We start from the raw sequence: 26900 nt of genomic DNA, 5'->3' as shown, positions 1-26900 counted from the left end.
TCGCTACCGCCAGCATCGTGATCAGACCAAACTTGTACCACTTCGAGTCATACCACAGCGACATGTCGTAGTCCCGGCCACTCGTCTTGGCCTGGCTCGACGTTCCCATCGTTGTTGCCATTTTGCTTCCTCCTGCTATCTTGTTAATCAAGTACTGCCTTGCTTCCAGCAGCCGCTTCCTCCCTCTCTAATCCCGGCAGAAGCGCTTGCCCTTCATGCTGCCTGATACTTCCAACTTCCGATGTCCGCTTGCTGCCGCTTCCACTTCCAAAAAACCGGCTTGCAAGAACAAACTGTCGCTTACTTACTCATACCGGTACCACCGAATATCGGCAACCAGAACATACCACCCCTCCCTGGTACCACCCATATTCCCGCTACCAGTACTTTACATACCCATAAGCCCGTAAAGACTACTCCCCGCCATACACTTAAGTCAAGCAGTTTGTCAGTGATGTAGAAGTGAGCATTTACTCCGCAAGAGGCTCTGGATTATTCGGAACCGGCGAATTACCACCGCGCCAATATTCCATCCAGTTGTTCCAGGCTTTCATAATGAATCAGTATGGTTCCTTTACCTTTTTTTCCGGGTGTTATCACGACCTGCGCTCCGAGCTTTGCCGAGAAATTCTCCTGCAATCGTAGTAAATCACGGTCGCGCTGGGGGTGATGTTTTCCCACCGGATGTTCGATCTGATATACCAGCTTTTCTGTTTCCCGTACTGAAAGTCCTTTATGCACTACAAGATTTGCCGTCTCTATCTGCTTGGCCGCGGAGAGTGATAGCAATGCGCGAGCGTGTCCCATGTCGATCTTTCCCTGCATCAGCAGTTCCTGGACAGGCGCCGCCAAATTAAGCAATCTAAGGAGATTGGAAACCGCGCTGCGCGAACTGCCCAAGGCTTCGCTGGCAGCCTGGTGCGTCATGCCAAACTCGCTGATGAGCCTCTGGATTCCCAGGGCTTCTTCCAGGGGGTTGAGATTTTCGCGTTGAATGTTCTCGATCAGTGACATCGCCAGCGCAGCCTCATCCGCAACCTCGCGGATCAAGGCCGGCACCTCGCCCAATCCCGCCAGTTGCGCTGCACGCCAGCGGCGCTCGCCAGCGATAATTTCGTACTTTCCACCACCGACTGGCCGCACGAGTACTGGCTGCATCACACCCTGGGCTTTGATGGATTCCGCCAGCTCCCCCAGCGATTCCTTATCCATGCGCGTACGCGGCTGGTATTTCCCCGGCTGCAGCAGCGAGACCTTGATGTTCTGAAGCGCCTCCTCCGCAACAACGTTATCGCCGCTGCCCGCCAGCAACGCATCCAGCCCTCTCCCCAACCCTCTCACTTTCACTCTTCTTTCGTCTGGCTTCATATCTTCTGGGCTTCAAGTTTCTGTTCATACTGCTGGTCCGGCTTAACGCTCTCCGGAAAGTATCGGGCTGATATTTCACGTGCCAGCGCCAGGTAAGCTCGTGTACCTTTGGATAGCCTGTCATGGTACAGCGCCGGAATTCCAAAGCTGGGCGCCTCGGCTAATCGCACGTTACGGGGAATTACGGTGCGGTAGACCCTGTCTCCAAAGTACTGCTGCAACTGATCGGAAACCTGTTGTGCCAGGATATTGCGTGGATCGAACATGGTGCGCAATAATCCCTCGATCTCCAGGGTGGAATTGAAGTGAGCGCGCACTTTCTTAACGGTGTTGACGAGATCGCTCAATCCTTCGAGAGCGTAATACTCGCACTGCATCGGTATCACCACAGCCTTAGCTGCACACAGACCATTCAGCGTGAGCAGATTGAGAGCAGGCGGACAATCAATGAGAATAAAGTCGTATTCCCGCTCGACTTCCTGCAATGCTTCCCGCAAACGTGTTTCCCGCCCCGGCAAATCAATCAACTCTATTTCCGCCCCGGCAAGTTCGCGATTGGCGGGAATCAGATCATACTTGCCACTGGTGGAGGATACTCTCACGTCCCCGATGCCCTTGCTTCCCAGCAGGACCTGATAAACCGTGTGCTCCAGCTGGCCCTTGTCTACACCGCTGCCCATCGTGGCGTTACCCTGCGGATCAAGGTCTATCAACAGCACCCGTCGCTTCACAGCTTCAAGGCTTGCCGCCAGATTAACGCTAGTGGTCGTTTTACCTACGCCACCTTTTTGATTGGTTACTGCCAGAATTTTCGCCATCGCCACTCCTAGAACCGAAATAACGGAAGCCGATCAATACGAGATGGAACACTTGGCGAAAAGCCAAGGGATCTTACTTTAGCGCCCGGCATGCTTGAGCACAACCAGATGACGCTTCGCCCTCAGACCGGGGACCGCCAGCAACAATATTTTGTCGACAATGAATGCCTCGGGTAACTGTGCAAGCTCTTCGTGGGGATACACCCCTTTCATCGCCACCAACCGCCCACAGTCAGCCCCTTGCTCCTCCCCCAATGCGCACAAATGTCCCGCAAGCTTGACGAAGTCTGCCAGATCGGAAAAAGCGCGCGAAATAACGGTATTAAAGCCGGTGCTCGAACGAACGCTTTCTATGCGCTCGTCGATGATTTCCACGTTTTCAAGCCCCAATTCAATCCGCGCCTGTTGCAGGAAGGCGGCTTTTTTGTGGTTGCTTTCCACCAGCGTCACGCGCCACTCCGGACGGGCCAATGCCACCGGGATTCCAGGAAGGCCGGCGCCGCTGCCCACATCCGCGATGCGCAGTCCGCTGATGTGCGGCAGAACAGCCAGACTGTCCAGCACATGCAGTGCGAGCATTGCTTCCGGTTCGCGCACTGCCGTCAAGTTATGCACCCGGTTCCATTTCTGGATGAGCGCCAAGTATTGCAGGAGGCGCATCTGATTTGACTCGGAAACAGGCACTCCCAATACTGCAATTCCGTCAGCGAGTTGCGTGGCGGGATTCACGCGCTTTTCTTCGTATTTGCGCCAGAAAAACCGCGCTTGACATGGACCAGCAATAGCGAAATTGCTGCGGGCGTGATTCCGGAAATGCGGGACGCCTGTCCTGCCGTTTCAGGCTTGAACTGATTAAGTTTCTGCTGAACTTCATTCGAAAGGCCGCGCACGGTTTTATAATCCAGGTCCTGCGGCAGGCGAATGTCCTCATAATAAGCATTACGCGCCACTTCGTCTTTCTGGCGATCGATGTATCCCTGATACTTCGCCTGGATTTCGACCTGCTCCGCCACGGCGAAATCGGCAACAGGTTCACCTGCGCCAGGCAGTGTCATGAGTTCCGCGTACGATACATCAGGCCGGCGCAACAAGGCATGGAGAGAGCACTCATGCCCGATATTTTTCCCGATGACACGCAATGCATCGGTTTCGGAAAGGCTTTTTGGGCTGAGCCAGGTGGCCTTCAACCGGTTTTGCTCTTGCACGATAGCCTCTTGTTTGGTATTGAACGCCGCCCAGCGCGCGTCACCCACCACTCCCAGCCTGCGCCCGGCTTCGGTCAGCCGCAAATCGGCGTTATCTTCCCGCAATTGCAAGCGGTATTCCGCGCGGCTGGTGAACATGCGATAGGGTTCAGTGACGCCCCGGGTAATGAGATCATCCACCAGGACGCCCAGATAGGCTTCATCCCGGCGCGGACACCACCGTTCCTTATCCTGCGCTTTTAGCGCGGCGTTGATTCCCGCAAGCAATCCCTGCGCCGCAGCCTCTTCATAACCGGTGGTGCCATTGATCTGTCCCGCAAAAAACAAACCTTCGATCATCCTGGTTTCAAGGGAGCTTTTCAGGGCACGCGGATCAAAATAATCATATTCGATCGCATAACCGGGACGGGTGATATGGGCGCTTTCCAATCCCTTGATGGAACGCACCAGTTTCACCTGCATGTCAAAAGGGAGACTCGTGGAAATTCCGTTCGGATACACCTCGTGGGTCGTGAGGCCCTCCGGTTCGAGAAAAACCTGATGCGATTCCTTGGCAGAGAAGCGGACGACCTTGTCCTCGATAGAGGGACAATAACGAGGTCCAATACCCTCGATCGCGCCGGAGAATAGAGGGGAGCGATCCAGGCCGCTGCGAATAATATCGTGCGTCTGGCTATTAGTATGCGTGATCCAGCAGGGCACCTGCTTCGGATGGGAAGCAGCATTGCCCATAAAGGAAAAAACGGGCACAGGCTCGTCTCCAGGCTGAACGGCAACAGCGGAATAATCGATGGTACGGCCATCTATGCGCGGCGGAGTACCGGTTTTCAACCGCCCGACAGGGAGCTTCAATTCGCGCAGGCGGCCGGCAAGACTATTGGATGGCAGATCTCCCGCCCGCCCGGCTTGAAAATTTGCCGAGCCTACATGAGCCAGCCCTGCCAGAAAGGTTCCGGCAGTAAGGATTACAGCACGCGCGTTAAAGCGGATGCCAAGCTGTGTGACAACCCCAGCCACACGCTCCCCTTCAAGCACGAGATCGTCCACCCCCTGCTGAAACAGCCAGAGATTCGGCTGATTTTCCAACCGACGCCGGATCGCTTGCCGGTAGAGGACTCGATCAGCCTGGGCGCGCGTTGCGCGGACCGCGGGTCCTTTGCGCGAGTTGAGGATGCGAAACTGTATGCCTGCCTCATCCGCCGCCTCTGCCATCAGGCCTCCGAGCGCATCGATTTCTTTCACCAGATGCCCCTTGCCGATCCCGCCTATGGAAGGATTGCACGACATCTGCCCCAGGGTTTCGATGTTGTGTGATAGCAATAGCGTCTTTTGCCCCATGCGAGCGGCAGCAAGCGCCGCCTCGGTACCCGCATGGCCACCGCCTATAACTATCACATCAAATATTTCAGGAACCGTCATGAAAGCAATCGGACAAAAATGAAAATCCTGATGGAGTAGCGCCATTCTACGGCAAAACGTGGAGCCATGTAAGAATCATGGAGAGGTCTTGCGGTAAAGGAGTTTCAGTGTCTCTTTGTTTCACGTGAAACAGTTTTGCCTTGTTGTTTCACGTGAAACAAAAGCTAGTGAGAAGCCGCAGGGGAAAATCGAAAGGCAAGGGAATTACACCTACTAACCGAGTACCGAAACGATTGAGGAAGATGACAGAGGATCCTCCCGCTAATTGAGCATCTTCTGACGGCGAGTGTTGGAATCGCCATGCAGGATGATGCGCGCCCGTGATCAGTCCACGCTGCCGCTTTAACCAGTAGCCCGGAATTGCCGACGCTTGGCCGACAACGTCGATCCAGGAAGGTGCAAATACAATACCAGCAACAATACCAGCAGCTGCTTGCGACGGAACACATACAACAGTGGATAAGAATCATGGAGAGATCTTGCTGTGAAGAAACCCGGTCTCTTTGTTTCACGTGAAACAAAAGCTAATGGGAAACCCCCAGGGAGAAGTCGAAAGGCAGGGGAATTACACCTACTAACGGAGTACCGAAACGATTGAGGAAGATGACAGAGGATCCTCCCACTAATTGAGCATCTTCTGACGGCGAGTGTTGGAATCGCCATGCAGGATGATGCGCCCTGTGAGCAGTCCATGCTGCCGCTTTAACCAGCAGCGTCGATCCAGTAAGGGTGCAAATACAATACCGGCAGTTGCACGCTCCGAAACACATACAGCGGTAGAAACGTTAATGGTCTTGGTAGATTGCCTTACCCCGCTTAAAATTGACCCAGTTTTTGATCTTCACTAGCCACTCAACTTCTTGTTCAATTGCTGTGGCCTCTCCAGCCTCTCCATTGAGATCTGGTTCCAGCCTATACCGACGCCTTAACTCATCCAAAATAATCGATTACAGAGCCTCTACGATTGCCGCTTTTTTGTGCAACCGACGAACATTTCCTTTAATTCGAGTGAATAAAGGTAACTATGGAGTGGCTCGCTCTCCCCTGGGGTCAGGTTAGGCTTCCGGGACAGTCCGAAGCTGTACTCGCCATCGCTTACCAGTATCGAAGCGATGCAGTAGACGGGATCTATCGACCAAACAAGTCCTGTTGCTTCCATGCATCTGCTCTCCGATGCGTCAAAGTCCAGGGAGAACTCGTCAGAGGCTGTGTGAACGGAACTGAGAAAACTCACGAATGACCCCTTTGCATCGCGCAGATACTCATCCAGTCGTGCTGCCGTTTCCTCAGGCAGTAATCTAATACCTAAACTCAGACCGTTATCAGATGCGGTCACGATTGTTCAAACAACGTGACGACGCATTGCTTATTCGGATCTTCACGATCCAGATACAGGACGCGTCCTCTAATATTACCGCCACAGCAACGTATCCCGTTGCTACCCACCTCTCCATCGCCAAAATCCTTGATCCGAACTTCCTCATCGGCGGAAACCCGATTATTTCTCCGATAACATCTGCTATTCGCGCAACCTTCCTTGGAATGGGTCTGAAAACAGATTCCAGGGAGTTGACATGCATTTCTCGTTCCCACTTCCATCATCCGGAATATTCAGACCGATCGTGGCGACTCACAAGTACCATATGGATTTGAGAGTTCGGTGACTTAACAACGGAATCGCATGCTGCGCAACCACACAGCAACCTCCAAACCCTACCGTGCTGACACGCTTGGCCGGTGACGGCCACTCAGAAGCATCTCAAGGTAAGTCTGCTTCTCATGCCTGTCTATTTCCATAATCCTCCTCGAGTTGGAGTACCGGCAACTTGAGATAACATGGTCTTCTGTTGTACTTCTCCATTTACCTTTTTTTTAGTAGATAGCCCCCAAGAGCAGTCCCGCCTGTACTTTTGAAAAATATGTACTACCATGAAATTAATCCACGGCTACGGAGCGTTTCACTTCTGGCTTCGATAAAGATCACAGCGTATAGGCCGTGCTTGAACTGGGACTGTCTGCTGCACCCGATTGATTGCAGCCAGTAGCTAATCAAGTTCCATGAAGCAGAAACCTGATGAGAAGGAGACGAAGATGAATCTACACTCGACTGGCAGGGCAAACTGGTTGTTCAGCGGGCTCGCGCTCGGCGCGCTTACCATGTTCCTCCTTGACCCTGACAAAGGAAGACGCCGCCGGGCATTGGCAAGAGACAAGATATACAGCGCTGGTGTTAAAACCCGCAAGCGCATCGATGCAAAGTCACGCGACCTGGCCAACCGTTCGAAAGGATTGCGTGCGGGGGCACGCCATATGATGTCCAGCGACGATAAACGCGGCGAGAACAGATCGAGCGAGAGTCAGCCTGAAACTTGAGTGGGAGGAGATCCTCAGGAAGCGAGAAGCCCTGCTACTTCCCTATGCAGAAGCGGGAAAAAATTTCGCCCAGCAGGTCGTCCGCACTGAATTCGCCGGTAATCGACGATAGAGCGAGTTGGGCAAGCCGTAGTTCCTCAGCAAAAAGATCGACTTGATCCACCCCATCTGCTAGGGCACAGGCAGCTTCAAGATGTGCCTGGGCAGTTGTCAATGCAGAAAGATGACGTTGGCGGGCCATAAAGGCACCTTCTCCTGCTGACGCCTGCCATCCAATCATCTCCAGCAGTCTTTGCCGCAGCAATCCGATTCCTGCGCCCGTTTTAGCGGAAACCCAGATATCTGTGGGGGATGTGGTAGAGGTGGCAGAACTCGGTGCCGGTTCGAGCAGATCGGTTTTGTTACGAACGACAATGAGCCGCAGGCCCGCGGGAAGCGAGGCGAGGATGGCGCGATCTTCTGGCGTTACTCCCACTCGGCTATCCACAACCAGCAGGACAATACTGGCTTTATCGATCGCGGAACGGGTGCGTGCCATACCCATTTTTTCGACCGCATCCTCCGTCTCCCGCAAGCCGGCGGTATCCAGAAGATGCAAGGGCACACCTTCAATCTCTATGACTTGGCGGATAACGTCCCGTGTCGTGCCCGGAATTTCCGTAACGATAGCAACCTCTTCTCCGGCGAGACGATTCAGGAGACTGGATTTTCCAACATTCGGCTGCCCGACCAAAGCAATCCATGTTCCTTCCCGCAGCAGGCTACCCTGCCGAGCGGAGCTGAATACCTGTTCAAGTTGGCGGCGGATATGCTCCAGCCTGACTTCCAGCTCCTTTCCAGAAATGACCTCAATTTCCTCCTCCGAAAAATCAAGGGCAGTCTCCACAAGCATTCTCAGGTCAGTAAGTGCTTGCACCAAAGCATGAATAGTATTGGAAAATTCCCCTTGGAGGGAACGGATGGCGCAGCGGGCAGCTTCCTCGGTACTGGCGTCAATAAGGTCCGCCACGCTTTCAGCCTGGGCCAGATCAAGCTTATTATTCAGGAATGCACGCAGGGTAAACTCCCCCGGCTGCGCCAGTCGCGCGCCAGCGGAAAGACAACTCGACAGCAACAGGTTCATGACTGCAGGGCCGCCGTGTCCTTGCAGCTCCAGAACCTCTTCTCCGGTATAGGACTGGGGAGCGGGAAAGTAAAGCGCTATTCCCTGATCGATAACGCGACCATTTTCGTCACGAAATCGGGTGAGGCTGGCGCGCCGGGGCTCCGGCACACAGCCTGCGACCTTGAGAGCAAGCGATTGCAAATTTCTGCCGGAAACACGCACCACCCCGATACCTCCCCGGCCTGGGGGCGTTGCAATCGCGGCAATCACATCAGAATGGATCATCCTGAGTTCGATGCCAGCTCTGTTTATGAACTCCGTTTATGAAGGCAGGAAGGCAGGGGAGTGGTGCGCCAATTCCCCTGATCGCTAATTTGCTTTCTTCTGCTTGCTCGTATTCGCGGCCGAACCTTCGATCATGCGCGTGATCTGCCACTGCTGCGCGATGGAAAGCACGTTGTTTACCAGGGAATACAACACCAGGCCCGCGGGAAAGAAGAAAAAGAAAACACTGAATGCCAAAGGCATGATCTGCATCACTCTCGCCTGGATGGGATCGGTCGCCGGGGGGCTGAGTCGCTGTTGCAGGAACATGGAAATGCCCATGATCACCGGCAGCACGTAATAGGGATCCGGGGCGGAAAGATCCTCTATCCATAACGCAAAAGACGCGTAGCGTAATTCCACGCTCGAGAGCAGCACCCAGTACAACGAAATGAATACCGGAATCTGCACCAGGATGGGCAAGCACCCCCCCATCGGATTGATTTTTTCCGTTTTATAGAAATCCATCATAGCCTGGTGCATGCGTTGCCGGTCATTCCCGTGTTGTTCCCGCAAACGCTGGAGCTTGGGCGTCACTAAACGCAACTTCGCCATCGAACGGTAACCTGCCGCAGACAGGGGAAAGAATGCAAGCTTGACTGACATGGTGAGGAGAATGATTGCTACCCCCCAGTTTCCAGTCCAGGAATGGAACAACGACAACAGCCAGAACAATGGCGCGCCGATCACGGTCAGCCAGCCGTAATCCACAACGAGATCGAGACCCGGCGCGATTGACGCAAGCTTGCTTTGCTCTTCTGGTCCCGCATAGAGCGGGACAGTGACGGTGGCGCTACTGCCAGGTTCTATCTGACCCACCGGTACGATTACACCGGCGGTATATTCGTTTTCTCCAAGACGTTTCGCGTAATATTCGCGCGCCAGCTTGTCCTTGGGCAGCCAGGCAGCCAGGAAGTACTGCTGCAGCATGGCAATCCAGCCGTTGTCTGCATTCTTAGGATAGCTGGCATTGCCCTTGTCCAGCGCGGAAAACTCGATCTTCTTGAATTTTTCCTCTTCGGTATAAAGCGCCGCGCCGGTATAGGTCGGGACCATGAAGAACGAACCTACTGGAGGCTGGCTGTCGCGCAGCATCTGAAAGTAGGAAAATGGCTGGATGGCTGCGTTCCGTTGATTGGCGACCTCGAAACTGACATCGATGAGATAACTCCCGCGATGAAACGTATAGATTTTAGTCACCTGTACGCCGTCGGCCTCCGGCGCGCTCAACCGTATTTGGATTTTATCCTGCCCGGCTGCCAACTCGTATGCACCCGGTTCCGCCGTAAAACGCGTCTTGTGGGTCGGTAAACCTTCGCCGATCAATCCGGATTGCGCTATGTAGACGCGCTCAGGATCGCTCTCCAGTAATGCGAAAGGCTTGTTTTTATCCTCCTTGGAAGGCTGATGCAGCAACTCCAGGCGGCGAATATCGCCCCCCGCGGTGTCGATTTCAGCCAACACCATGTCGGTCTTGACCGTGATTTTGTCCCCGGATTCGAGCTTGCCCGCTGCCCTGACAGGAGCGCCGTTTTCCGCGGTTGCACCCCTTTGCGGTACTGATGAAGCAAGCTGATCTCCTGGTACCGGAGTTTCGGCAGTATCTGCACCGGCCTGCTTTTCCGTGCCCTGCACTGCCGTTGTCGGCGCCTGGGTTGCAGGATATTGTTCTTTCTGCCACGCATCCCACAGGAATAACAGCGATGTGGCAAAAATCAGGAAGAGTACGAATCTTTGTGTATCCATCTTGCTCTGCGAGTTATTTTTTTACGACAGGTAAAAACCGTTCAGAAACATTCAACGGGATGGTTCCGCAGGAACTGGGTCATATCCCCCCCTGCTCCAGGGATTGCATCGCATTATCCTCCAGACGCTGAGAACGAGTCCTCGCGTGGCCCCATGCCGGGCTAGCGCTTCACATGCATAATGCGAACAAGACGGACTGAACCGGCATGAGGGCCCAAGGAAAGGGCTCAGGCAATATTGATAGAGCCTGATAAACGCAATAATTATTCGCGACATTGCTGCAATTGAATCATGAGACGCCGTGCTTCGTCCGCTAACTGCACCGAACTGCGATCACTGGCACGGCAACGCAGACGCATCACCAGATCAAGGCCCGCCATATCCTCCTGGCGTGCACGAAACACTTCCCGCAACACCCGTTTCACCCGGTTGCGGTTTACGGCAAGCCGTTCAATTTTACCTGCCACTATTAATCCCAATCTGGAATGCAATAAACCGTTGGGTTTAGCGAAAACCTGAAGTAATTCACCGCCTTTGGAACACCTGAACCGGATGACCGAGGAAAATTCTTCTGCCTTATGCAGGCGATGAGTTTTAGGAAAACGAATAATACGGCCCCCCGGAATGCGGTACGTTACTGCACTCCGAGGCGAACCCGTCCTTTGGCGCGCCGAGCCCGGATTACCGCCGCTCCACCCACGGTTTTCATGCGGACCCTGAAACCGTGGGTCCGCTTTCTGCGCGTCACGGATGGTTGGTAAGTACGTTTCATTATTACCCCTGTGCCTGATAATGATAAATAAAAACTCGACATTACAACTCTTTACGACGGCCTGTGTCAACCGATATTTTTTGCCATTCCTGTGGATAAGCTGTGAAGAACGGTCTAAAATATTTCGCTCACCTCGCCCGCAACTTCCGTTTCTTCCCCAACGAGTCATTAATATCATGCTTGCACCGGATACCTTTTGGCTTGCCTGTCTCGAATATTTTGAAAATGAGCTGAGCGCGCAGCAATTCAATACCTGGATCAAACCGCTGCGCCTGCAACTGTCGGACGACTCGCCTGAGCCGGTCCTCACGCTGATTGCACCCAACCGTTTTGTCCTCCAATGGGTAAAGGACAACTTTTTGAGCGGCATCACGCAGATGGCGGAAAACCACTTCGCGCGCCCGGTTCAGTTGCGGTTGGAACTGGCTGGGCAGGTTGCGCCCAGCCCATCTCCTTCGATTGGCGGGAATAACGGAATGGATTCCCGTCCGGTTACCGCGGTGTTTGATGCGCCGACAGGATCCCCGCAAAAGGCACCGAAGGATACGAAAGATGTAAAGGATACAAAGGAAAAACAGGAAAAAAATCCAACCAGGCTGAATCCCTCTTTCACCTTCAATACTTTCGTCACAGGAAAGGCAAACCAGTTGGCACGTGCCGGGGCTATTCAGGTTGCCGAACGTCCCGGCGTTGCTTATAACCCCTTCTTCATCTATGGGGGGGTAGGGTTGGGAAAAACCCATCTGATTCAAGCGATCGGCAATTTCGTTGTGGAGCACAACCCAAGTGCCAAGGTTCGCTATATTCACTCGGAACAATACGTTTCCGACGTAGTAAGGGCTTACCAACATAAAGCATTTGATGAATTCAAGCGCTACTATCATTCGCTGGATCTGTTGCTGATCGACGATATCCAGTTTTTTGGCGGGAAAAATCGCACGCAGGAAGAGTTTTTCTACGCATTCAACGCCCTGATCGAAGCGCACAAGCAAGTCATCATCACTTGCGACTCTTACCCAAAGGAAATCGCCGGCATGGAAGAACGGTTGATTTCGCGTTTCGGATGGGGCTTGACGGTAGCAGTGGAACCTCCTGAACTGGAAATGCGCGTCGCGATTCTCCTGAAGAAAGCATTGATGGAAGATATCATCCTGGATGAAAGCGTCGCTTTTTTCATCGCAAAACACATTCGCTCCAATGTACGCGAACTGGAAGGCGCATTGAAAAGGGTGGTCGCTTACTCACGCTTCACCGGTCACGCACTGAGTCTGGAGTTGGCGCGGGAAGCATTGAAAGATCTACTGGCGGTACAGAACCGTCAGATCTCCATTGAAAACATTCAAAAGACAGTGGCGGACTACTACAAGATCAAGGTCGCCGAAATGTACTCCAAAAAGCGTTCTCGCGTTGTTGCCCGCCCCCGCCAAATGGCCATGGCCATCTCCAAGGAACTTACCCCTCTGAGTCTGCCCGATATCGGGGAAGCTTTCGGGGGTCGGGACCATACCACGGTATTGCATGGGTATCGAAAGATTGCCGAATTGCGCGCTTCCGACCCTGCCGTCAATCGTGACTTCAATACCTTGCTGCACATTCTCCGCGGCTAACTGCAAACTGAGGTTTAAAACAGGATGAATTGGGGATAACTCATCGCTTTTGTTCAGACTTTAATTCTGCTCACAAACTATCCACAGCCCATACCTTATTGATACAGAAATAGAAAATGATCTAATATACTGATATAAGGCAAACTTTCCTACTTTTACCGGATTTCGCCAGTTCTTATTAACTATTATTAGCTTTACAATTAAAAAATGAAACTGATAGAAACCGACAGGGATACGTTGCTGAAACCTTTGCAGACAGTTACCGGTATTGTCGAGCGACGTCATACTTTACCTATCCTTTCCAACGTACTTATTGAACGCAAGCAGGAAAATATTTCGTTTATTGCTACCGACCTTGAAATCCAGATTACTACCTCCGCCACCGATGGTGGCAAGGCAGATGAGGAATACTCCGTAACGGTTGCTGCAAAAAAACTTCAGGATATATTGCGTGCACTGCCTGAAAGGGTGCAGGTGACGCTGGAAACCAGCGACAGCCGGCTTCAGGTCAAAGCGGGAAAAAGCCGCTTCAATCTGCAGACGCTTCCTGCGGAAGATTTTCCAAAATTTCCTGAAAGTAATGAACCGCAGGGAACAGTCAAGGTACAGCAGAAGGAATTGAAACATCTCCTGTCGATGGTCCAATATGCCATGGCTCACCAGGACATTCGCTACTACCTGAACGGCTTGCTGTTATTGCTGGAAAACAATCAACTGAAGGTGGTTGCAACCGATGGTCATCGGTTGGCGTTCGCCCTGATGATGCTTGAGACACCGTTGGAAAAAAAGGAGGTCATTCTTCCTCGCAAGGTGGTGCTCGAATTAGCCCGGCTATTGAATGAAACCGAGGAGCCGGTAACCATAGAAGTACTTCAGAACCAGGTGCGTTTTACCTTCTCCAATGTCATTCTGGTATCCAAAGTGGTCGATGGAAAGTTTCCGGACTATAACCGCGTCATCCCCACCGGTTACCAGAAACAATTCGATATAAACCGGCTGTTGCTGCTACAGACGCTGCAACGCGCCGCGATCCTGTCCAATGAAAAATTTCGCGGAGTCCGTCTTATCCTCACCACCGGCAATCTTCGTATCGTCTGCAATAACAGCGAACAGGAAGAAGCGCAGGAAGAGCTGGAACTTCAATATGACGGAGAAGGGCTCGACATTGGTTTCAACATCACTTATCTGCTCGATGTGCTGAACAATACGGACTGTGAAACAGTAACGTGCGCATTTGGCGACGCCAACAGCAGTGCGTTGATCACCATTCCTGGTAACGACAGCTTCAAATATGTAGTCATGCCCATGCGCATATGAGGTAAATATCAGGTCATTTCACACCCTTCTGTAGCTGGGAAGCTGCAGAAGCGTCCGTCGGTGCGCTTATGGTATAATTTATTGCTTACTGCGAAGCATTTTCCGGCATTGCAGACTCAGCTACGACCTTTGTTGAGTTTCCTTGGGCCTTCCCCGAGTGGCCTCTTGAGCCTTAATCCCCCAGGTGAGTGAAAACCGGCTCTCAGTAGCGTTTGCTCTAGATGTTTTCCGATAGCAGTCAGCAGGATTCGCAATAACTTTATTGCGAATCCATCAGTGTGGAAGCGATTGAATATTCCGTTTCAAATAACTGAAACAACTGAAGATACAGCAATGAACGAAAAAGAGCGTTCCCTACAGCAAAAAAGCAAAAGCTCCACTGATTATGGCTCGGACAGCATCAAGATCCTGAAAGGGCTGGATGCGGTGCGCAAGCGCCCTGGCATGTACATTGGCGATACCAGCGACGGTACCGGGCTGCACCATATGGTGTTCGAGGTATTGGATAATGCGATTGATGAGGCGCTGGCCGGCTATTGCGATGAGATTTCGGTCATCATCCACCCCGACAACTCGGTTACGGTGCAGGACAATGGTCGCGGCATTCCAACGGGCATAAAGCAGGATGACGAGCTCAAGCGTTCCGCTGCTGAAATCGTCATGACCGAACTTCACGCCGGGGGTAAGTTCGATTCCGATTCATACAAGGTATCAGGCGGCTTGCATGGGGTTGGCGTCTCGGTCGTGAATGCCCTGTCGGAATGGTTGCGCCTTTCCATTCGTCGAGATGGAAAGGTTCATCAGATCGAGTTTCGCATGGGGGTGCCGATGACACCACTGGCCGTGACCGGAAAGACTGAAAGGCGCGGTACCGAAGTACATTTTCTGGCGAGCAAGGAAATATTCGGAGATATCGAATACCACTATGACATATTTGCCAAGCGGCTCCGGGAACTTTCCTTTCTCAACAATGGTGTCAAAATCCATCTCGTAGACCAGCGCAATGCCAAGGAAGAAACATTTGCCTTTGTGGGCGGAGTCAAGAGTTTTGTCGAATATGTCAATCGCACCAAGTCGGTGCTTCATCCCAATATTTTCTATGCAGCGGGAGAAAAAGACCGCATCGTGGTGGAAGTCTCGATGCAGTGGAATGACAGCTATACCGAGCAGGTGCTGTGCTTTACAAACAATATTCCGCAAAAGGATGGCGGTACTCATCTCACGGGTCTGCGCGCGGCCATGACGCGCACCCTGAACAATTACATAGAAAAAAGCGATCTCGCAAAAAAAGCCAAAATCGAAACCTCGGGCGACGACATGCGCGAGGGCCTGTCATGTGTTTTGTCAGTGAAGCTGTTCGAACCCAAGTTTTCATCTCAAACCAAGGAAAAGCTCGTATCGTCGGAAGTGCGGCCGGTAGTGGAAGAAATCGTGTCGCTCAAATTGGCGGAATTCCTCATGGAGCATCCGGTCGATGCAAAAATCATCTGCGGCAAGATCATCGAAGCAGCCCGGGCGCGCGAGGCCGCGCGCAAGGCGCGGGAATTGACCCGGCGCAAAGGTGTGCTGGACGGCATGGGGCTACCCGGCAAACTGGCGGATTGCCAGGAGAAAGACCCGGCTCTGTCCGAGCTTTATCTGGTCGAGGGCGATTCCGCCGGGGGCTCCGCCAAGCAGGGACGCGACCGCAAGTTCCAAGCCATCATGCCGTTGAAAGGAAAAATCCTCAATGTGGAAAAAGCCCGTTTTGACAAGCTGATTTCCTCGCAGGAAATTGCGTCCCTTATCACAGCGCTTGGCACCGGCATCGGCAAGGACGAGTATAACCCGGACAAATTGCGCTATCACCGCATCATCATCATGACGGATGCCGACGTGGACGGCTCGCATATCCGCACCTTGCTGCTCACTTTCTTTTACCGGCAAATGCCGGAACTGATCGAGCGCGGCCATATCTTCATTGCCCAACCCCCGCTATATAAGATCAAGCACGGCAAGCAGGAACGCTACGTCAAGGACGATCACGAGCTCAAGCAATACCTGCTGGGCCTGGCGTTGACGGATGCGGAATTGCATACGGGAGAGGGTAAATCGCCGCTGACCGGAGAAACGCTGGAAAACATCGCGAACGAATATCTGCTGGCGGAAGCCGTGATCGAGCGCGTGAGTTCGCTGATCGATAGCGAAGTCATGCATGCGTTGTTACGCCATGCCGACATCGATCTAAGTAATGAGGGGCTCGCGACCGAAAGCGCGGCTCGTCTGGCGGAACAGGTCAATGCAGCAAATATCACTATCGTACCCAAGTACGACGCCGCCACAGAAGAGTACCGGCTGAAAATCTCCCGCATGCATCACGGCAATATTCGCTACAGCTATATCGACCGGGATTTTCTGCAAAGTGGCGATTACGCGCAAATCAGGCAAACCGCCCAGGTGCTCGATGGTCTGATAGGGCCGGCGGCTTATGTGCAGCGCGGCGAAAAGAAACAGGCGGTGAGCGACTTCAAGCAAGCACTCGACTGGCTGCTGGAGGAAGTCAAAAAAGGCATCGGTACCCAGCGCTACAAAGGTCTGGGTGAGATGAATCCGGCCCAGCTCTGGGAAACGACCATGGACCCGAAGGTTCGCCTTCTGCTGCGTGCCCAGATAGAGGACAGCATCGCCGCAGACGAAATTTTCACCACCCTGATGGGCGATATCGTGGAACCGCGGCGCGCGTTCATCGAGAACAATGCGCTGGGAGTGAGGAATCTCGATGTTTAGCTGATATGTCATCGGCTTGAAGCCAATATGTGAAGACGCCACTGGCTACCTGCATCATAGAGGGCGTCTTGACGCAATCTGGCAGCTTGAGATGGTAAACTCGCAATTTTTCAATAAAAATTATTCGCAGGTTTTAAAACAATATGTTGTCCTCACACAATACTCTCGAAAGCGTAGACCCTGATCTCTGGCAGGCCATCAAAGGCGAGATGCAGCGGCAGGAAGAATATATCGAGCTGATCGCGTCTGAAAATTATGCGAGTCCTGCAGTGATGCAGGCGCAGGGCTCGGTGCTGACCAACAAGTATGCGGAGGGTTATCCCGGAAAACGCTACTACGGCGGCTGCGAATATGTAGATGTCGTAGAGCAGCTGGCAATCGATCGGGTAAGGGCGCTGTTCGACGCAGAGTATGTCAATGTCCAGCCGCATTCCGGTTCACAGGCCAACGCCGCAGTCTATCTGACCGCCTTGAAGCCGGGAGATAAGCTGCTGGGGATGTCGCTTGCGCATGGCGGGCATCTGACACACGGCGCTTCGGTCAATCTCAGCGGCAAGATTTTCAATGCCGTTTCCTATGGCCTTCGTTCTGATACCGAAGAGCTGGACTATGACGAGGTTGCGCGCCTGGCGCACGAACATAAGCCCAAGCTGATCGTGGCAGGGGCTTCGGCTTACTCGCTAGTGATAGACTGGAAACGCTTTCGCAAGATTGCGGACGATATAGGAGCCTATCTGTTCGTGGATATGGCGCATTATGCGGGGCTGGTTGCGGCAGGATACTATCCCAATCCCGTCGGCATCGCCGATTTCGTCACGAGCACGACCCACAAGACGCTGCGCGGTCCCCGGGGCGGCATCATCATGGCCAAGGCGGAACATGAGAAAGCGCTCAATTCCGCTATTTTCCCGCAAACCCAGGGAGGTCCATTGATGCACGTGATTGCCGCCAAGGCAGTAGCCTTCAAGGAAGCCGCCAGCCAGGAGTTCAAGAATTACCAGGAACAGGTAATCGACAATGCGCGCGTAATGGCGAAAGTATTGCAGGAGCGCGGATTGCGCATCGTCTCGGGGCGCACCGACTGCCACATGTTTCTGGTGGACCTCCGCCCCAAGTATATTACCGGCAAGCAGGCTGCGGAATCGCTGGAGCTGGCGCATATCACCGTCAATAAGAATGCGATTCCCAACGACCCGCAGAAACCATTCGTCACCAGCGGGATTCGCATCGGCTCTCCTGCCATCACCACCCGCGGCTTTACCGAAATTGAATCCGAACAACTGGCGCATCTGATAGCCGATGTACTGGAGGCGCCGACAGATTCCTCGGTGCTGACAGAGGTTGCACGCCAGGCAAAAGCACTATGTGCAAAATTTCCCGTTTACCAAGGCTGATCGCGCAATGGAGCGGCGCATACTGACGCCGCTTCCATGTCTCGCCATGCGGACGACCTGCACCTGGATCAATTTGCTTTGGCTCCAGGGCTGAAGTCAGCCGACCGGTTCCAGATCGACGCATGAAATGTCCCTTCTGCAACGCGCCTGACACAAGCGTGATCGACTCCAGGGTGAGCGAGGAAGGAGACAGGATACGCCGCCGCCGGCGCTGCCCCAACTGTGACAAACGCTTCACCACCTATGAAACCGTGGAATTGCGTTTGCCGCAGGTCGTGAAACAGGATGGCAATCGCGCCGAGTTCGACCGCGAAAAATTGCGTACCGGCTTTATGAGGGCATTGCACAAGCGTCCGGTTTCGGCAGAGGATGTGGAGGCGGCAATGAATCGCGTCGTCCAGAAGCTGCTAAGCTTGGGTGAACGGGAGATCGCCTCGCACAAGATTGGCGAGATGGTGATGGGAGAACTCTATAAACTGGACAAGGTCGCGTACATTCGCTTTGCTTCTGTTTATCGAAGTTTTCAGGGTGCTGCCGATTTCGATGATGCAATCCGGGAACTGCAAGGACCTGGCAACAGGAAAGAACCGGACAAAGCCTGATTCATACGTTTCACCTTCTGTATTCCGTCTTCCCACCAAGCGACGCCGCTGCCACTTGAGTTGCAAACTGAATTTGCAGCTTCGCATTTGAACAATGGAGTTTCCAATGTTCTCGCCAACCGATTACCGCTTCATGGCCCAGGCGCTGCGGCTCGCAGAAAAAGGGCTTTATAGTACAAGCCCGAATCCTCGGGTGGGCTGCGTGCTGGTCCGCGATGGACAGGTGGTGGGTACCGGGTGGCACAAGCGCGCAGGTGAGCCTCATGCGGAAATAAATGCACTCGCTGCCGCCGGGCCGGCGGCACGCGGTGCGACCGCTTATCTCACACTGGAGCCGTGCAGTCACCATGGCCGCACTCCACCCTGTGCCGATGCCTTGATCCAGGCAGGCGTGGTCAAAATTATCGCGGCGATGCAGGACCCGAATCCGCTCGTGTCCGGCCGTGGTTGTGCCCTTCTGGAAGAGGCGGGGATGGAAGTGCAAACCGGCTTGATGGAAGCTGAAGCGAAAGCACTGAATATCGGATTTGTCTCGCGCATGGTCCGCGGTCGTCCCTGGATCAGAGTCAAGATCGCGGCAAGTCTTGACGGCAAGACAGCCCTCAACAACGGGTCCAGTCAATGGATCACGAGTGAAGCGGCACGCCGTGATGGACATCGCTGGCGCGCCCGTTCCTGCGCGGTAATGACCGGCATTGGGACGATGGTGGCCGATAACCCGCAGCTCACGGTGCGCCATGTCCATACCTCCAGGCAACCCGTCCCGGTAGTGGTGGACAGGGGACTGGATATACCGCTGGATGCTGGGTTGCTGCGTGGCGCAGGCGAGCTGATTTTTACCGCTGCTGCCAGTGAAGGCAAAATTGTCGCGTTACGTGATGTGGGTGCGCACGTCATCCTGTTGCCGGATAGTGCTGGCAACGTTGATCTGGCTGCAATGATGCAACGGCTTGCGGATTTCGAAATAAACGAAGTGCTGGTCGAGGCAGGGCGAGGCTTGAACGGGGGGCTTCTCCAGGCGGATCTGGTGGATGAGCTGGTCATTTATCTTGCCCCCTGTCTGATCGGAAATGGGGCGCAGGACATGCTCAAATTGCCAGAACTCTTGAATCTGGAAGACAAGCGTGCCCTCAAGATTCACGATGTACGCGCCGTGGGACAGGATATCCGCATTATTGCCCGTTTTGCTGACAGGATGGCTCCCTAACCTGGGCGATTCTCTTCTTTCAAAATCTTCTGGGTTAAGTAAGCGCACACTTACTCAGCGCATGGCTGGAACAAAAGATCCGTTTATGTTTTCGCCGGATACTTGGTAAGCTTGCGCTGCAATGTCCGCCGATGCATGTTGAGAACACGCGCCGTTACAGAAACGTTTCCTTTGTTCTCGTTGAGTACGCGCTGAATGTACTCCCACTCGAGCCGGCCGACGGACAGGGGGTGGGCGCTGATCTGCACGTCTGCGTCCCCGGTCGTGCGCTCGAACGCCGCCATGATTTCATGGACGTCGACCGGCTTCGCGAGGTAGTGAGTGGCGCCGAGTTTGATCGCCTCGACCGCGGTGGCGATGCTGGCGTAGCCCGTCAGCATGACGATACGCGTGCCGGGGTCGAGTGCTTTCAGCTTTTCGACCAGGGATAACCCCGAAGGGCCGGGCAACCTGAGATCGATAACAGCGTACTCCGGTGTGCCGGTCTCCGCCAGCTCCAGCGCCTGGTCCACGTTATGTGCGCAGCTCACGTTGAATCCGCGTTTGGTCATTGCATTGGCAAGAACCGTACAAAAGGTATGGTCGTCGTCCACAATCAGCAAGGTGGGACGATCATCCATTTCCGTCATGGGTAACGTTGTTGTCATATCGATGGCTGTATCAGAGGGAGTATGACCTGGGTGCAGGCCCCGCCTTCACGATTGGTCAGGCGCACCTTGCCGCCAAACCGCTCGATATTAGCATTTGCCAGAAACAGGCCGATGCCGAAACCCTGCCCTTTTGTTTTGGTGGTGAAAAAGGGCTGGCCGGCACGCTGGGCCGCCTCTCCGCTCAGTCCTTCTCCATAGTCGAGTATCTGCAGATGCAGTTCCTGATGACTCCAGGTAACTTCTATCTCAATGTGTTTCAAGGATGCGTCCGCCGCATTATTCAACAGATTCAAGATGGACTGGCTCAGTAATTGCGTGTTCAGAATCTGGGGAGCCGGCTGCACGCCGCTGCCGCGATAGGTAAACTGGGCGGAAGGTCGCATCAATTGCCATTTATCCAGAACCTGGCGCAAAAAAAGATCGACTGTCTGGCCACTGACATCTTCGGCGCGTGCCTGGCCCGCATCCGCCAGCAATTGCGTCAGGGTGCGCTTGCAGTGCGCGATCTGATCCCGCAATATTCTGATATTGCCTTGAAATTCGGTGTTGTCGATGTATTCGTCCTGCAATTCCCCCGTGACTATCGCCATGGTTGCCAGCGGTGTGCCCAGTTCATGCGCCGCGCCGGCGGCCAGCGTTCCGAGTGCAATGATCTGTTCATTACGCAATGCCTGCTCACGCGCCAATGCCAGGTCCTTGTCGCGTTCGCGGATCGATATGCCCATCTTGACAACGAACCACGCGATCAATACCGTGCTCAGTACGAAAGCCAGCCACATCCCGGACACGTGCATGATGAATTCGCTGCCATGTTCTTCATGGTTATGTGGCAGGGGCACATAATAAAACAGCAACAGCGTATAGCAACTTATGGTGATGGCAGCCATCACCCAGGTATAAGCCCAGGGCAGCGCAGCCGCAGCAATAGTCAGAGGCAGAAGGTATAGCGAGATAAACGGGTTGGTCGAGCCGCCGCTGAGGTAAAGCAGCGTACTTAAAGCAAGCACGTCCACTAGGAGTTGTGCAAAGAACTCCATGCTGGAAACCGGCCATTTACGATGGAGACGTATCCAGGTCGCCAGGTTTACCACCCCCAGCAAAACCGCTACCGCGACCATTTCCGCCCAGGGTAATTCCAGCTCGAGTCCCCAGTAAGCCAGCGCAAAAGTCAGGCATTGCGCCGCGATGACAATATTCCTGAGCAGGAATAAACGTTGCAGATTCTTGCGGAGAGGTGGCTGGCCTGGGTTAGCAATCATTTTTGTCGCTGATTTTCTCATGCCGGATGAGGAGCCTTATTTGATCCGGCCAGAAAAAATACTATGAATCTTGTCATTCCGGGCCTGGTCCGGAATCCAGCAAACCAATAATGGGGTACTTTGAATGTCACTGGATACCGGTTTTCGCCGATATGACATTTGTACTGTTTGCTCGCCGGATTAATAGTAACTTCCATGAGCTTCTCTAGAGGCTTCTCCAAGGCTTCGCTATATTATCCCCGAACATTAGCGTATATTGCCATGCAGGACCATGCGGCAAATTGCCGCATGGTCCTGGAAAAGGGAAAAGGGAACAATATCGATATGGATATTTGAAAGCAGGAAAGACCCGATGTTCACAGGAATTGTCGAAGCTGTCGGCGAGATCAAAACGGCCAGCCCGCAGGAAAATGGCTTAAGCTTGCGCATTGCACCAGGCAAGCTGTCTCTGGCAGACACAAAAGTCGGCGACAGCATCGCGGTAAATGGCGTATGCCTCACAGTTACCGCGCTGGCGGACAACCTGTTATCTGTAGACGTCTCCCGTGAAACATTGCAGTGCACGCAAGGACTGGATAAACCGGGCGGAAAGGTTAATCTCGAAAAATCGCTGCGCCTGTCGGACAGGCTGGGCGGCCACCTCGTCAGCGGCCATGTCGACGGAGTTGGAGAGGTGACAAAGTTTCAGTCCCTGGGCGAAAGCTGCCTGCTTGCGATCCGGTTGCCGGATTCGCTACTGAAATATATTGCCAAAAAAGGTTCGATTACGGTGAATGGCGTGAGTTTGACGGTCAACCGGGTAGAGGGTAACGAATTGGAGATCAACCTCATTCCTCATACGCTGGCCGAAACGACGCTGAAAGGATTGAAAGCGGGCGCCAGGGTAAATGTGGAAGTGGATATGCTCGCACGCTACGTGGAGCGCCTGCTGGCAATGGACGACAAGCACAGGAGCGAGCGCTCGATTCAGACATGATCATCAGTTCAGTTCAGGAAATCATCGCGGACATCAAGACCGGCCGCATGGTCATTCTCGTCGACGAGGAAAACCGCGAAAACGAGGGAGACCTGATTCTGGCAGCGGATTTCATTACACCGGCAGCCATCAATTTCATGGCCACGTACGGGCGCGGCCTGATCTGCCTGACGTTGATGGAGGAACGCTGCCGCCAGCTTAATCTGCCCTTGATGGTGGCGGCTAACCGGTCTCCGCTCGGTACCAATTTTACGGTTTCCATCGAAGCCGCGACCGGCGTGACCACCGGAATTTCCGCCGCCGACCGCGCCCGCACGGTACAGGCTGCCGTGAATCGGGATGCAAAACCGGATGACCTCGTCCAGCCGGGACATATTTTTCCGCTCATGGCGCAAAACGGCGGCGTGCTTGTGCGCGCCGGCCACACGGAAGCCGGTTGCGATCTGGCGCATCTGGCGGGACTCACCCCCGCCTCCGTCATCTGCGAAATACTGAATGAAGACGGAAGCATGGCGCGCCTCCCTGATCTGGTCGAGTTTGCGGCAAAGCATCAACTCAGGATCGGTGCCATTGCTGACCTCATCCATTATCGCAGCCGTACGGAAAGCCTGGTAGAACGCATTGTAGAACGTCCCATCCAGACAGCACACGGGAGATTCCAGCTCGTTGCCTACCTGGACAAAACCGCCAATACGGTCCACCTGGCGCTGGTAAAGGGAGCGATCGATCCCGACGATGAAACCCTGGTAAGAGTGCATGAGCCGCTTTCGACCATGGACCTTCTCGATCTGGAGGATGATACCCACTCCTGGAATCTGAACGAGGCCCTGCGCATCATCAGCGATGCGGAACGCGGTGTTATCGTACTGCTTCATCGCAGGGAAAGCGGGTCGGAGCTGATGGAAAGGGTGTTACCAGCAAAACTGCCGCACCGTCCGGCGGCCAAGGCTGACCTGCGCAATTATGGCATTGGCGCGCAGATCCTCAAGGATCTCAACGTGAGGAAGATGCGCTTACTGGCCGTTCCCCGAAAAATGCCGAGCATGGCGGGCTTCGGACTTGAAGTCACCGGCTATCTGGAGCCGGAAGATAAAAGACGGCTGGCGGAAGGTCGCCAGGCGGTTCGTTGATAATTTTTTGAACCCGCAACTTAAACCTGCAATCCGCTAATGGATAAGAGGCGGCTGGTTGATACATCGAACGTTTCTCCAACCTTTGCAATCAGAACTTGTTACAGGAGCGAACATGGCACGATACGAAAATATTCTTGAGCTCGAACCCAATCTCGACGGTGAAGATCTCAGCATTGGCATTGTCATGAGCCGCTTTAATATCGAGGTAGGCGAGGGATTGCTGGGCGCATGCGTGGAGGAACTGATGAAACAGGGTGTCGACGCAGGGAATGTCGTCCTGGTTTCGGTCCCGGGGGCGCTTGAAATCCCTCTGGCGTTGCAAAAGATGGCCTTGACTGACCAGTTCGATACGCTGATCGCTCTGGGCGCAGTCATACGCGGAGAGACGTACCATTTCGAAGTCGTTTCCGAGCAATCCACCAAAGGAGTTGCCACGGTGCAACTGGATACGGGCATTCCCATCGCCAATGGCATACTCACGACCGATACCGACGACCAGGCACTGACGCGCATGAGCCAGAAGGGTGCTGAAGCCGCGCGGGTCGCGATTGAGATGGCTAACCTGCAAAGAACGCTCGATGAAATGGAGCAATGAAACACTGGAGCAATGGGTGGCAAAAGAAGCAGAACGCGATGCAGAATCAGGTGGGAAGCGGGAAGTGAAACGGGCGGAGAGACGGGCGGAGAAACAGGGAAGGGGTACTGCGCGAAAAAGCCGCCGGCGCCTGGCGCGTGAACTGGCTTTGCAGGGGTTGTATCAGTGGTGCGTAGCGGGTGGAAGCGCCGGTACCATCGAAGCGCAGCTACGGGACACGGACGAGTTCCCGAAAACGGACGAGGAATATTTCTCCCGTCTGCTCCATGGCGTGTTGACGGAAGCACCCGAGCTCGAGAAGGAAATCCAGCCCTGTCTCGATCGCCCATTCAACGAACTCAGTCCGGTGGAGATTTCGATATTACTGCTCGGTACCTATGAGCTGGAGCGACATCCGGAAATACCGTATCGGGCAGTCATCAATGAAGCGGTTGAACTCGCCAAAGCCTACGGCGGCACGCACGGCCATAAATATGTCAATGGCGTGTTAGATAAATTGGCGGCAAAGCTGAGAGCGGTCGAGATCGGGGCAAAACTTTGACTGCGGGACGTACCCAGAACTGCTCGACCGCTTCCGCCGCTTCTGGCGTGAAGTGACGACATGAATTGATCCTGTAGGCCGCAAGTAAAGTGTTGTCGGAATTTGACATCATCCGGTCTTTTTTCACACGCTCCGCTCCCGCCACGGTATTAGGTGTAGGGGACGATGCGGCGCTCATCAGGCCTGCACGCGGGATGGAACTGGCAGTTTCAGCCGACATGCTGGTTTCCGGGCGCCATTTTTTCGAAGATGTGGATCCGTACAAGCTCGGTCATAAATCTCTGGCAGTGAATCTTTCCGATATGGCGGCAATGGGTGCCCGTCCCCGTTGGGCAACCCTTTCTCTCGCGCTGCCAGAATCAATGGTACAAAAGGATGAGTCATGGCCGCGAGCGTTTGCTGACGGGTTTTTCGCGCTTGCTCATGCCCATCAGGTGGACCTGATCGGTGGCGATACCACCAGCGGTCCCCTGAATATCTGCGTGACGATTATTGGTGAAGTGCCGGAAGGAAAAGCCTTGCGCCGCAGCGGCGCCAGGGCGGGTGATGATGTCTGGGTTTCGGGCTACCTCGGGGACGCCGCTCTGGCGCTTGCTTATCGAAAAAAAAAGATTATGCCGGAACCGGGCGAAGTGGAAACCGCCGCAGTGGAAGCTGCGGAAGTGGAAGTCCTTATGGCCGCGCTTGAGATGCCCATTCCCCGCGTGGAGTTGGGGCAACGGCTGATCGGCCTTGCCCACAGCGCCATCGATATTTCAGACGGTCTGCTGGCCGACCTCGGACACATTCTGGAGTGTTCAAGAGTGGCGGCTGTTGTCAGAATCGGTCAGATAAGGCGTTCGGCGGCGATGGAGAAACATTTTCCCCACCCTTTGGCGATAGAATGCCTGCTTGCGGGGGGAGACGATTATGAGTTGTGCTTTACCGTGCCGAAGTCGGAGCGAACAAAGGTGGAACTGCTTTCGCGCGAGGAAGGCATTCCGTTAACACGTATTGGTAGTATCGAGGAGGGAGCAGGCTTGGTCGTGCTCGATTCCGCAGGCAGAACAGTCACTACGAGAGTCAAAGGCTATGACCATTTCCAAGTCTGACAACCGGAGCGATAATTCGCCTGACCGCAACCCTGTCGAGGTGGAATCCACGCCCGCCCCTTCTATCGACAAGGGGAATGAAGCCCGACGAGAGGCTCTTCCGCTCCTGCCTTCCCTCTGGATCGAACGGCCGATACCTGACAAGACATTCATTCGCAGCAGCGTGGCACATTTCATCGCCTTCGCCGGAGGGGCCGGATTGAGTCCCGTGGCACCCGGCACAGCCGGTACCCTGATCGCGTTCCCCCTGTTCTGGGCACTCGAATATATTTTCGATTCCTTCGGTTTTCTCCTGTTTCTTGTTGCCGCGTTTAGTGTCGGTATCTGGGCTTGCGGGGTGACAGGCCGGGCACTGAGGAATCCCGATCACGGCGGTATCGTCTGGGATGAGGTCACCGCTTTCCTGCTGGTGCTGTTCTTTACACCCAAGGGCCTGATGTGGCAGGCATTCGCATTTCTGCTGTTTCGGTTGTTCGATATAATCAAACCGGCACCTATCCGTTACTACGAAAAAAAACTGCATGGCGGATTTGGTGTGATGTTCGACGACCTGCTGGCGGCTTTCTTCACGCTTTTGTGTCTGGCCTTCTGGAAGGCTTATGTGACCGGTTAGCCAATACGTTCCAATAGGC

25 protein-coding genes are annotated in these 26900 nt (G+C 54.0%); 13 read left to right on the top strand and 12 right to left on the bottom strand.

The window, feature by feature from the left end; all coding sequences use genetic code 11:
* Positions 1–510 precede the first annotated feature (510 nt).
* The 5 genes from AC52W5_RS08170 to AC52W5_RS08150 all read right to left on the bottom strand — a co-directional run bounded on the left by AC52W5_RS08170 (position 511) and on the right by AC52W5_RS08150 (position 6146).
* Entirely contained in the window at positions 511–1368 is an 858-nt protein-coding gene (locus AC52W5_RS08170; protein ID WP_495670643.1) for a ParB/RepB/Spo0J family partition protein, read from the bottom strand.
* Positions 1365–2186 carry a ParA family protein gene (locus AC52W5_RS08165; protein WP_495670642.1) on the bottom strand — a complete coding sequence of 274 codons (822 nt, stop codon included), beginning with the start codon at positions 2184–2186 and terminating at the stop codon, positions 1365–1367. Before AC52W5_RS08165 ends, AC52W5_RS08170 begins: the two co-directional genes overlap by 4 nt.
* 78 nt (positions 2187–2264) lie before the next feature.
* A complete protein-coding gene (gene rsmG, locus AC52W5_RS08160; protein WP_495670641.1) occupies positions 2265–2915 on the bottom strand; it encodes a 16S rRNA (guanine(527)-N(7))-methyltransferase RsmG in 651 nt (216 codons plus the stop codon).
* On the bottom strand, positions 2912–4810 hold the full coding sequence (gene mnmG, locus AC52W5_RS08155; protein WP_495670640.1) for a tRNA uridine-5-carboxymethylaminomethyl(34) synthesis enzyme MnmG: 1899 nt from the start codon (positions 4808–4810) through the stop codon (positions 2912–2914). Before mnmG ends, rsmG begins: the two co-directional genes overlap by 4 nt.
* A 958-nt stretch (positions 4811–5768) precedes the next feature.
* Entirely contained in the window at positions 5769–6146 is a 378-nt protein-coding gene (locus AC52W5_RS08150; protein ID WP_495670639.1) for a hypothetical protein, read from the bottom strand.
* A 755-nt stretch (positions 6147–6901) separates the two neighbouring features.
* Between AC52W5_RS08150 and AC52W5_RS08145 the strand changes: the two genes are divergently transcribed.
* Complete coding sequence (locus AC52W5_RS08145) at positions 6902–7183, top strand: hypothetical protein (protein ID WP_074975670.1); 282 nt, start codon at positions 6902–6904, stop codon at positions 7181–7183.
* Between the two features lie 34 nt (positions 7184–7217).
* Here AC52W5_RS08145 and mnmE read toward each other — a convergent pair whose 3' ends face one another.
* From mnmE to rpmH, 5 genes are all read right to left on the bottom strand, one after another.
* Positions 7218–8573, bottom strand: coding sequence for a tRNA uridine-5-carboxymethylaminomethyl(34) synthesis GTPase MnmE (gene mnmE, locus AC52W5_RS08140; protein WP_074975632.1), 1356 nt, complete (start codon positions 8571–8573; stop codon positions 7218–7220).
* Positions 8574–8657: 84 nt separating this feature from the next.
* Positions 8658–10358, bottom strand: a complete 1701-nt coding sequence (gene yidC, locus AC52W5_RS08135) for a membrane protein insertase YidC (protein ID WP_495670638.1) — start codon at positions 10356–10358, stop codon at positions 8658–8660.
* 51 nt (positions 10359–10409) lie between these two features.
* Positions 10410–10634, bottom strand: coding sequence for a membrane protein insertion efficiency factor YidD (gene yidD, locus AC52W5_RS08130; RefSeq protein WP_074975634.1), 225 nt, complete (start codon positions 10632–10634; stop codon positions 10410–10412).
* Positions 10622–10966: a ribonuclease P protein component gene (gene rnpA / locus AC52W5_RS08125; protein WP_081363657.1), complete on the bottom strand. Its 345-nt coding sequence runs from the start codon at positions 10964–10966 to the stop codon at positions 10622–10624. The genes yidD and rnpA overlap by 13 nt, the downstream gene beginning before the upstream one ends.
* A 26-nt stretch (positions 10967–10992) precedes the next feature.
* Positions 10993–11130 (bottom strand): 50S ribosomal protein L34, encoded by a 138-nt coding sequence (gene rpmH, locus AC52W5_RS08120; RefSeq protein WP_074975636.1) that lies wholly within the window; start codon positions 11128–11130, stop codon positions 10993–10995.
* Between the two features lie 176 nt (positions 11131–11306).
* Between rpmH and dnaA the strand changes: the two genes are divergently transcribed.
* The 6 genes from dnaA (at position 11307) to ribD (ending at position 20023) form a co-directional block, all read left to right on the top strand.
* Complete coding sequence (gene dnaA / locus AC52W5_RS08115; RefSeq protein WP_495670637.1) at positions 11307–12737, top strand: chromosomal replication initiator protein DnaA; 1431 nt, start codon at positions 11307–11309, stop codon at positions 12735–12737.
* Between the two features lie 207 nt (positions 12738–12944).
* Positions 12945–14054, top strand: coding sequence for a DNA polymerase III subunit beta (gene dnaN, locus AC52W5_RS08110; RefSeq protein ID WP_495670636.1), 1110 nt, complete (start codon positions 12945–12947; stop codon positions 14052–14054).
* Between the two features lie 333 nt (positions 14055–14387).
* Positions 14388–16820, top strand: coding sequence for a DNA topoisomerase (ATP-hydrolyzing) subunit B (gyrB, locus tag AC52W5_RS08105; RefSeq protein ID WP_495670635.1), 2433 nt, complete (start codon positions 14388–14390; stop codon positions 16818–16820).
* 143 nt (positions 16821–16963) lie between these two features.
* Positions 16964–18214 (top strand): serine hydroxymethyltransferase, encoded by a 1251-nt coding sequence (gene glyA / locus AC52W5_RS08100; protein WP_495670634.1) that lies wholly within the window; start codon positions 16964–16966, stop codon positions 18212–18214.
* Between the two features lie 122 nt (positions 18215–18336).
* Entirely contained in the window at positions 18337–18816 is a 480-nt protein-coding gene (gene nrdR, locus AC52W5_RS08095) for a transcriptional regulator NrdR (protein ID WP_074975640.1), read from the top strand.
* 106 nt (positions 18817–18922) lie between these two features.
* Positions 18923–20023 carry a bifunctional diaminohydroxyphosphoribosylaminopyrimidine deaminase/5-amino-6-(5-phosphoribosylamino)uracil reductase RibD gene (gene ribD, locus AC52W5_RS08090; RefSeq protein ID WP_495670633.1) on the top strand — a complete coding sequence of 367 codons (1101 nt, stop codon included), beginning with the start codon at positions 18923–18925 and terminating at the stop codon, positions 20021–20023.
* A gap of 83 nt (positions 20024–20106) precedes the next feature.
* Here ribD and AC52W5_RS08085 read toward each other — a convergent pair whose 3' ends face one another.
* Together AC52W5_RS08085 and AC52W5_RS08080 are read right to left on the bottom strand one after the other, a co-directional pair.
* The gene (locus AC52W5_RS08085) at positions 20107–20670 is read right to left on the bottom strand and encodes a response regulator transcription factor (protein WP_074975642.1); all 564 of its coding nucleotides are present in this window, start codon (positions 20668–20670) and stop codon (positions 20107–20109) included.
* Positions 20667–21932, bottom strand: a complete 1266-nt coding sequence (locus AC52W5_RS08080; protein WP_495670632.1) for an ATP-binding protein — start codon at positions 21930–21932, stop codon at positions 20667–20669. Before AC52W5_RS08080 ends, AC52W5_RS08085 begins: the two co-directional genes overlap by 4 nt.
* Positions 21933–22284: 352 nt before the next feature.
* On the opposite strand from AC52W5_RS08080, the gene AC52W5_RS08075 reads away from it, so the two are divergent.
* From AC52W5_RS08075 to AC52W5_RS08050, 6 genes are all read left to right on the top strand, one after another.
* Positions 22285–22908 (top strand): riboflavin synthase, encoded by a 624-nt coding sequence (locus AC52W5_RS08075; RefSeq protein WP_133668773.1) that lies wholly within the window; start codon positions 22285–22287, stop codon positions 22906–22908.
* Positions 22905–24038, top strand: coding sequence for a bifunctional 3,4-dihydroxy-2-butanone-4-phosphate synthase/GTP cyclohydrolase II (gene ribBA, locus AC52W5_RS08070; protein WP_495670631.1), 1134 nt, complete (start codon positions 22905–22907; stop codon positions 24036–24038). Before AC52W5_RS08075 ends, ribBA begins: the two co-directional genes overlap by 4 nt.
* A 115-nt stretch (positions 24039–24153) precedes the next feature.
* A complete protein-coding gene (gene ribH / locus AC52W5_RS08065; protein WP_074975645.1) occupies positions 24154–24636 on the top strand; it encodes a 6,7-dimethyl-8-ribityllumazine synthase in 483 nt (160 codons plus the stop codon).
* A 64-nt stretch (positions 24637–24700) separates the two neighbouring features.
* Positions 24701–25177 carry a transcription antitermination factor NusB gene (gene nusB, locus AC52W5_RS08060; protein WP_495670644.1) on the top strand — a complete coding sequence of 159 codons (477 nt, stop codon included), beginning with the start codon at positions 24701–24703 and terminating at the stop codon, positions 25175–25177.
* Between the two features lie 89 nt (positions 25178–25266).
* A complete protein-coding gene (gene thiL, locus AC52W5_RS08055) occupies positions 25267–26268 on the top strand; it encodes a thiamine-phosphate kinase (protein ID WP_495670630.1) in 1002 nt (333 codons plus the stop codon).
* Positions 26249–26881 carry a phosphatidylglycerophosphatase A family protein gene (locus AC52W5_RS08050; protein ID WP_495670629.1) on the top strand — a complete coding sequence of 211 codons (633 nt, stop codon included), beginning with the start codon at positions 26249–26251 and terminating at the stop codon, positions 26879–26881. Before thiL ends, AC52W5_RS08050 begins: the two co-directional genes overlap by 20 nt.
* The last annotated feature ends 19 nt before the right edge of the window (positions 26882–26900 follow it).

It is taken from the genome of Nitrosospira sp. CT (genome assembly GCF_059489795.1).
This window is presented reverse-complemented; position numbering and strand designations above follow the sequence as displayed.

Coding starts and splice junctions, on each gene's coding strand:
- mnmE (WP_074975632.1), bottom strand. CDS start 8,573: ATGATCCATTCTGATGTGATTGCCGCGATTGCAACGCCCCCAGGCCGG.
- gyrB (WP_495670635.1), top strand. CDS start 14,388: ATGAACGAAAAAGAGCGTTCCCTACAGCAAAAAAGCAAAAGCTCCACT.
- AC52W5_RS08075 (WP_133668773.1), top strand. CDS start 22,285: ATGTTCACAGGAATTGTCGAAGCTGTCGGCGAGATCAAAACGGCCAGC.
- ribH (WP_074975645.1), top strand. CDS start 24,154: ATGGCACGATACGAAAATATTCTTGAGCTCGAACCCAATCTCGACGGT.
- AC52W5_RS08050 (WP_495670629.1), top strand. CDS start 26,249: ATGACCATTTCCAAGTCTGACAACCGGAGCGATAATTCGCCTGACCGC.
- yidC (WP_495670638.1), bottom strand. CDS start 10,358: ATGGATACACAAAGATTCGTACTCTTCCTGATTTTTGCCACATCGCTG.
- dnaA (WP_495670637.1), top strand. CDS start 11,307: ATGCTTGCACCGGATACCTTTTGGCTTGCCTGTCTCGAATATTTTGAA.
- AC52W5_RS08145 (WP_074975670.1), top strand. CDS start 6,902: ATGAATCTACACTCGACTGGCAGGGCAAACTGGTTGTTCAGCGGGCTC.
- AC52W5_RS08165 (WP_495670642.1), bottom strand. CDS start 2,186: ATGGCGAAAATTCTGGCAGTAACCAATCAAAAAGGTGGCGTAGGTAAA.
- mnmG (WP_495670640.1), bottom strand. CDS start 4,810: ATGACGGTTCCTGAAATATTTGATGTGATAGTTATAGGCGGTGGCCAT.
- dnaN (WP_495670636.1), top strand. CDS start 12,945: ATGAAACTGATAGAAACCGACAGGGATACGTTGCTGAAACCTTTGCAG.
- AC52W5_RS08080 (WP_495670632.1), bottom strand. CDS start 21,932: ATGATTGCTAACCCAGGCCAGCCACCTCTCCGCAAGAATCTGCAACGT.
- nrdR (WP_074975640.1), top strand. CDS start 18,337: ATGAAATGTCCCTTCTGCAACGCGCCTGACACAAGCGTGATCGACTCC.
- glyA (WP_495670634.1), top strand. CDS start 16,964: ATGTTGTCCTCACACAATACTCTCGAAAGCGTAGACCCTGATCTCTGG.
- AC52W5_RS08085 (WP_074975642.1), bottom strand. CDS start 20,670: ATGACAACAACGTTACCCATGACGGAAATGGATGATCGTCCCACCTTG.
- rpmH (WP_074975636.1), bottom strand. CDS start 11,130: ATGAAACGTACTTACCAACCATCCGTGACGCGCAGAAAGCGGACCCAC.
- ribD (WP_495670633.1), top strand. CDS start 18,923: ATGTTCTCGCCAACCGATTACCGCTTCATGGCCCAGGCGCTGCGGCTC.
- AC52W5_RS08170 (WP_495670643.1), bottom strand. CDS start 1,368: ATGAAGCCAGACGAAAGAAGAGTGAAAGTGAGAGGGTTGGGGAGAGGG.
- ribBA (WP_495670631.1), top strand. CDS start 22,905: ATGATCATCAGTTCAGTTCAGGAAATCATCGCGGACATCAAGACCGGC.
- yidD (WP_074975634.1), bottom strand. CDS start 10,634: ATGTCGCGAATAATTATTGCGTTTATCAGGCTCTATCAATATTGCCTG.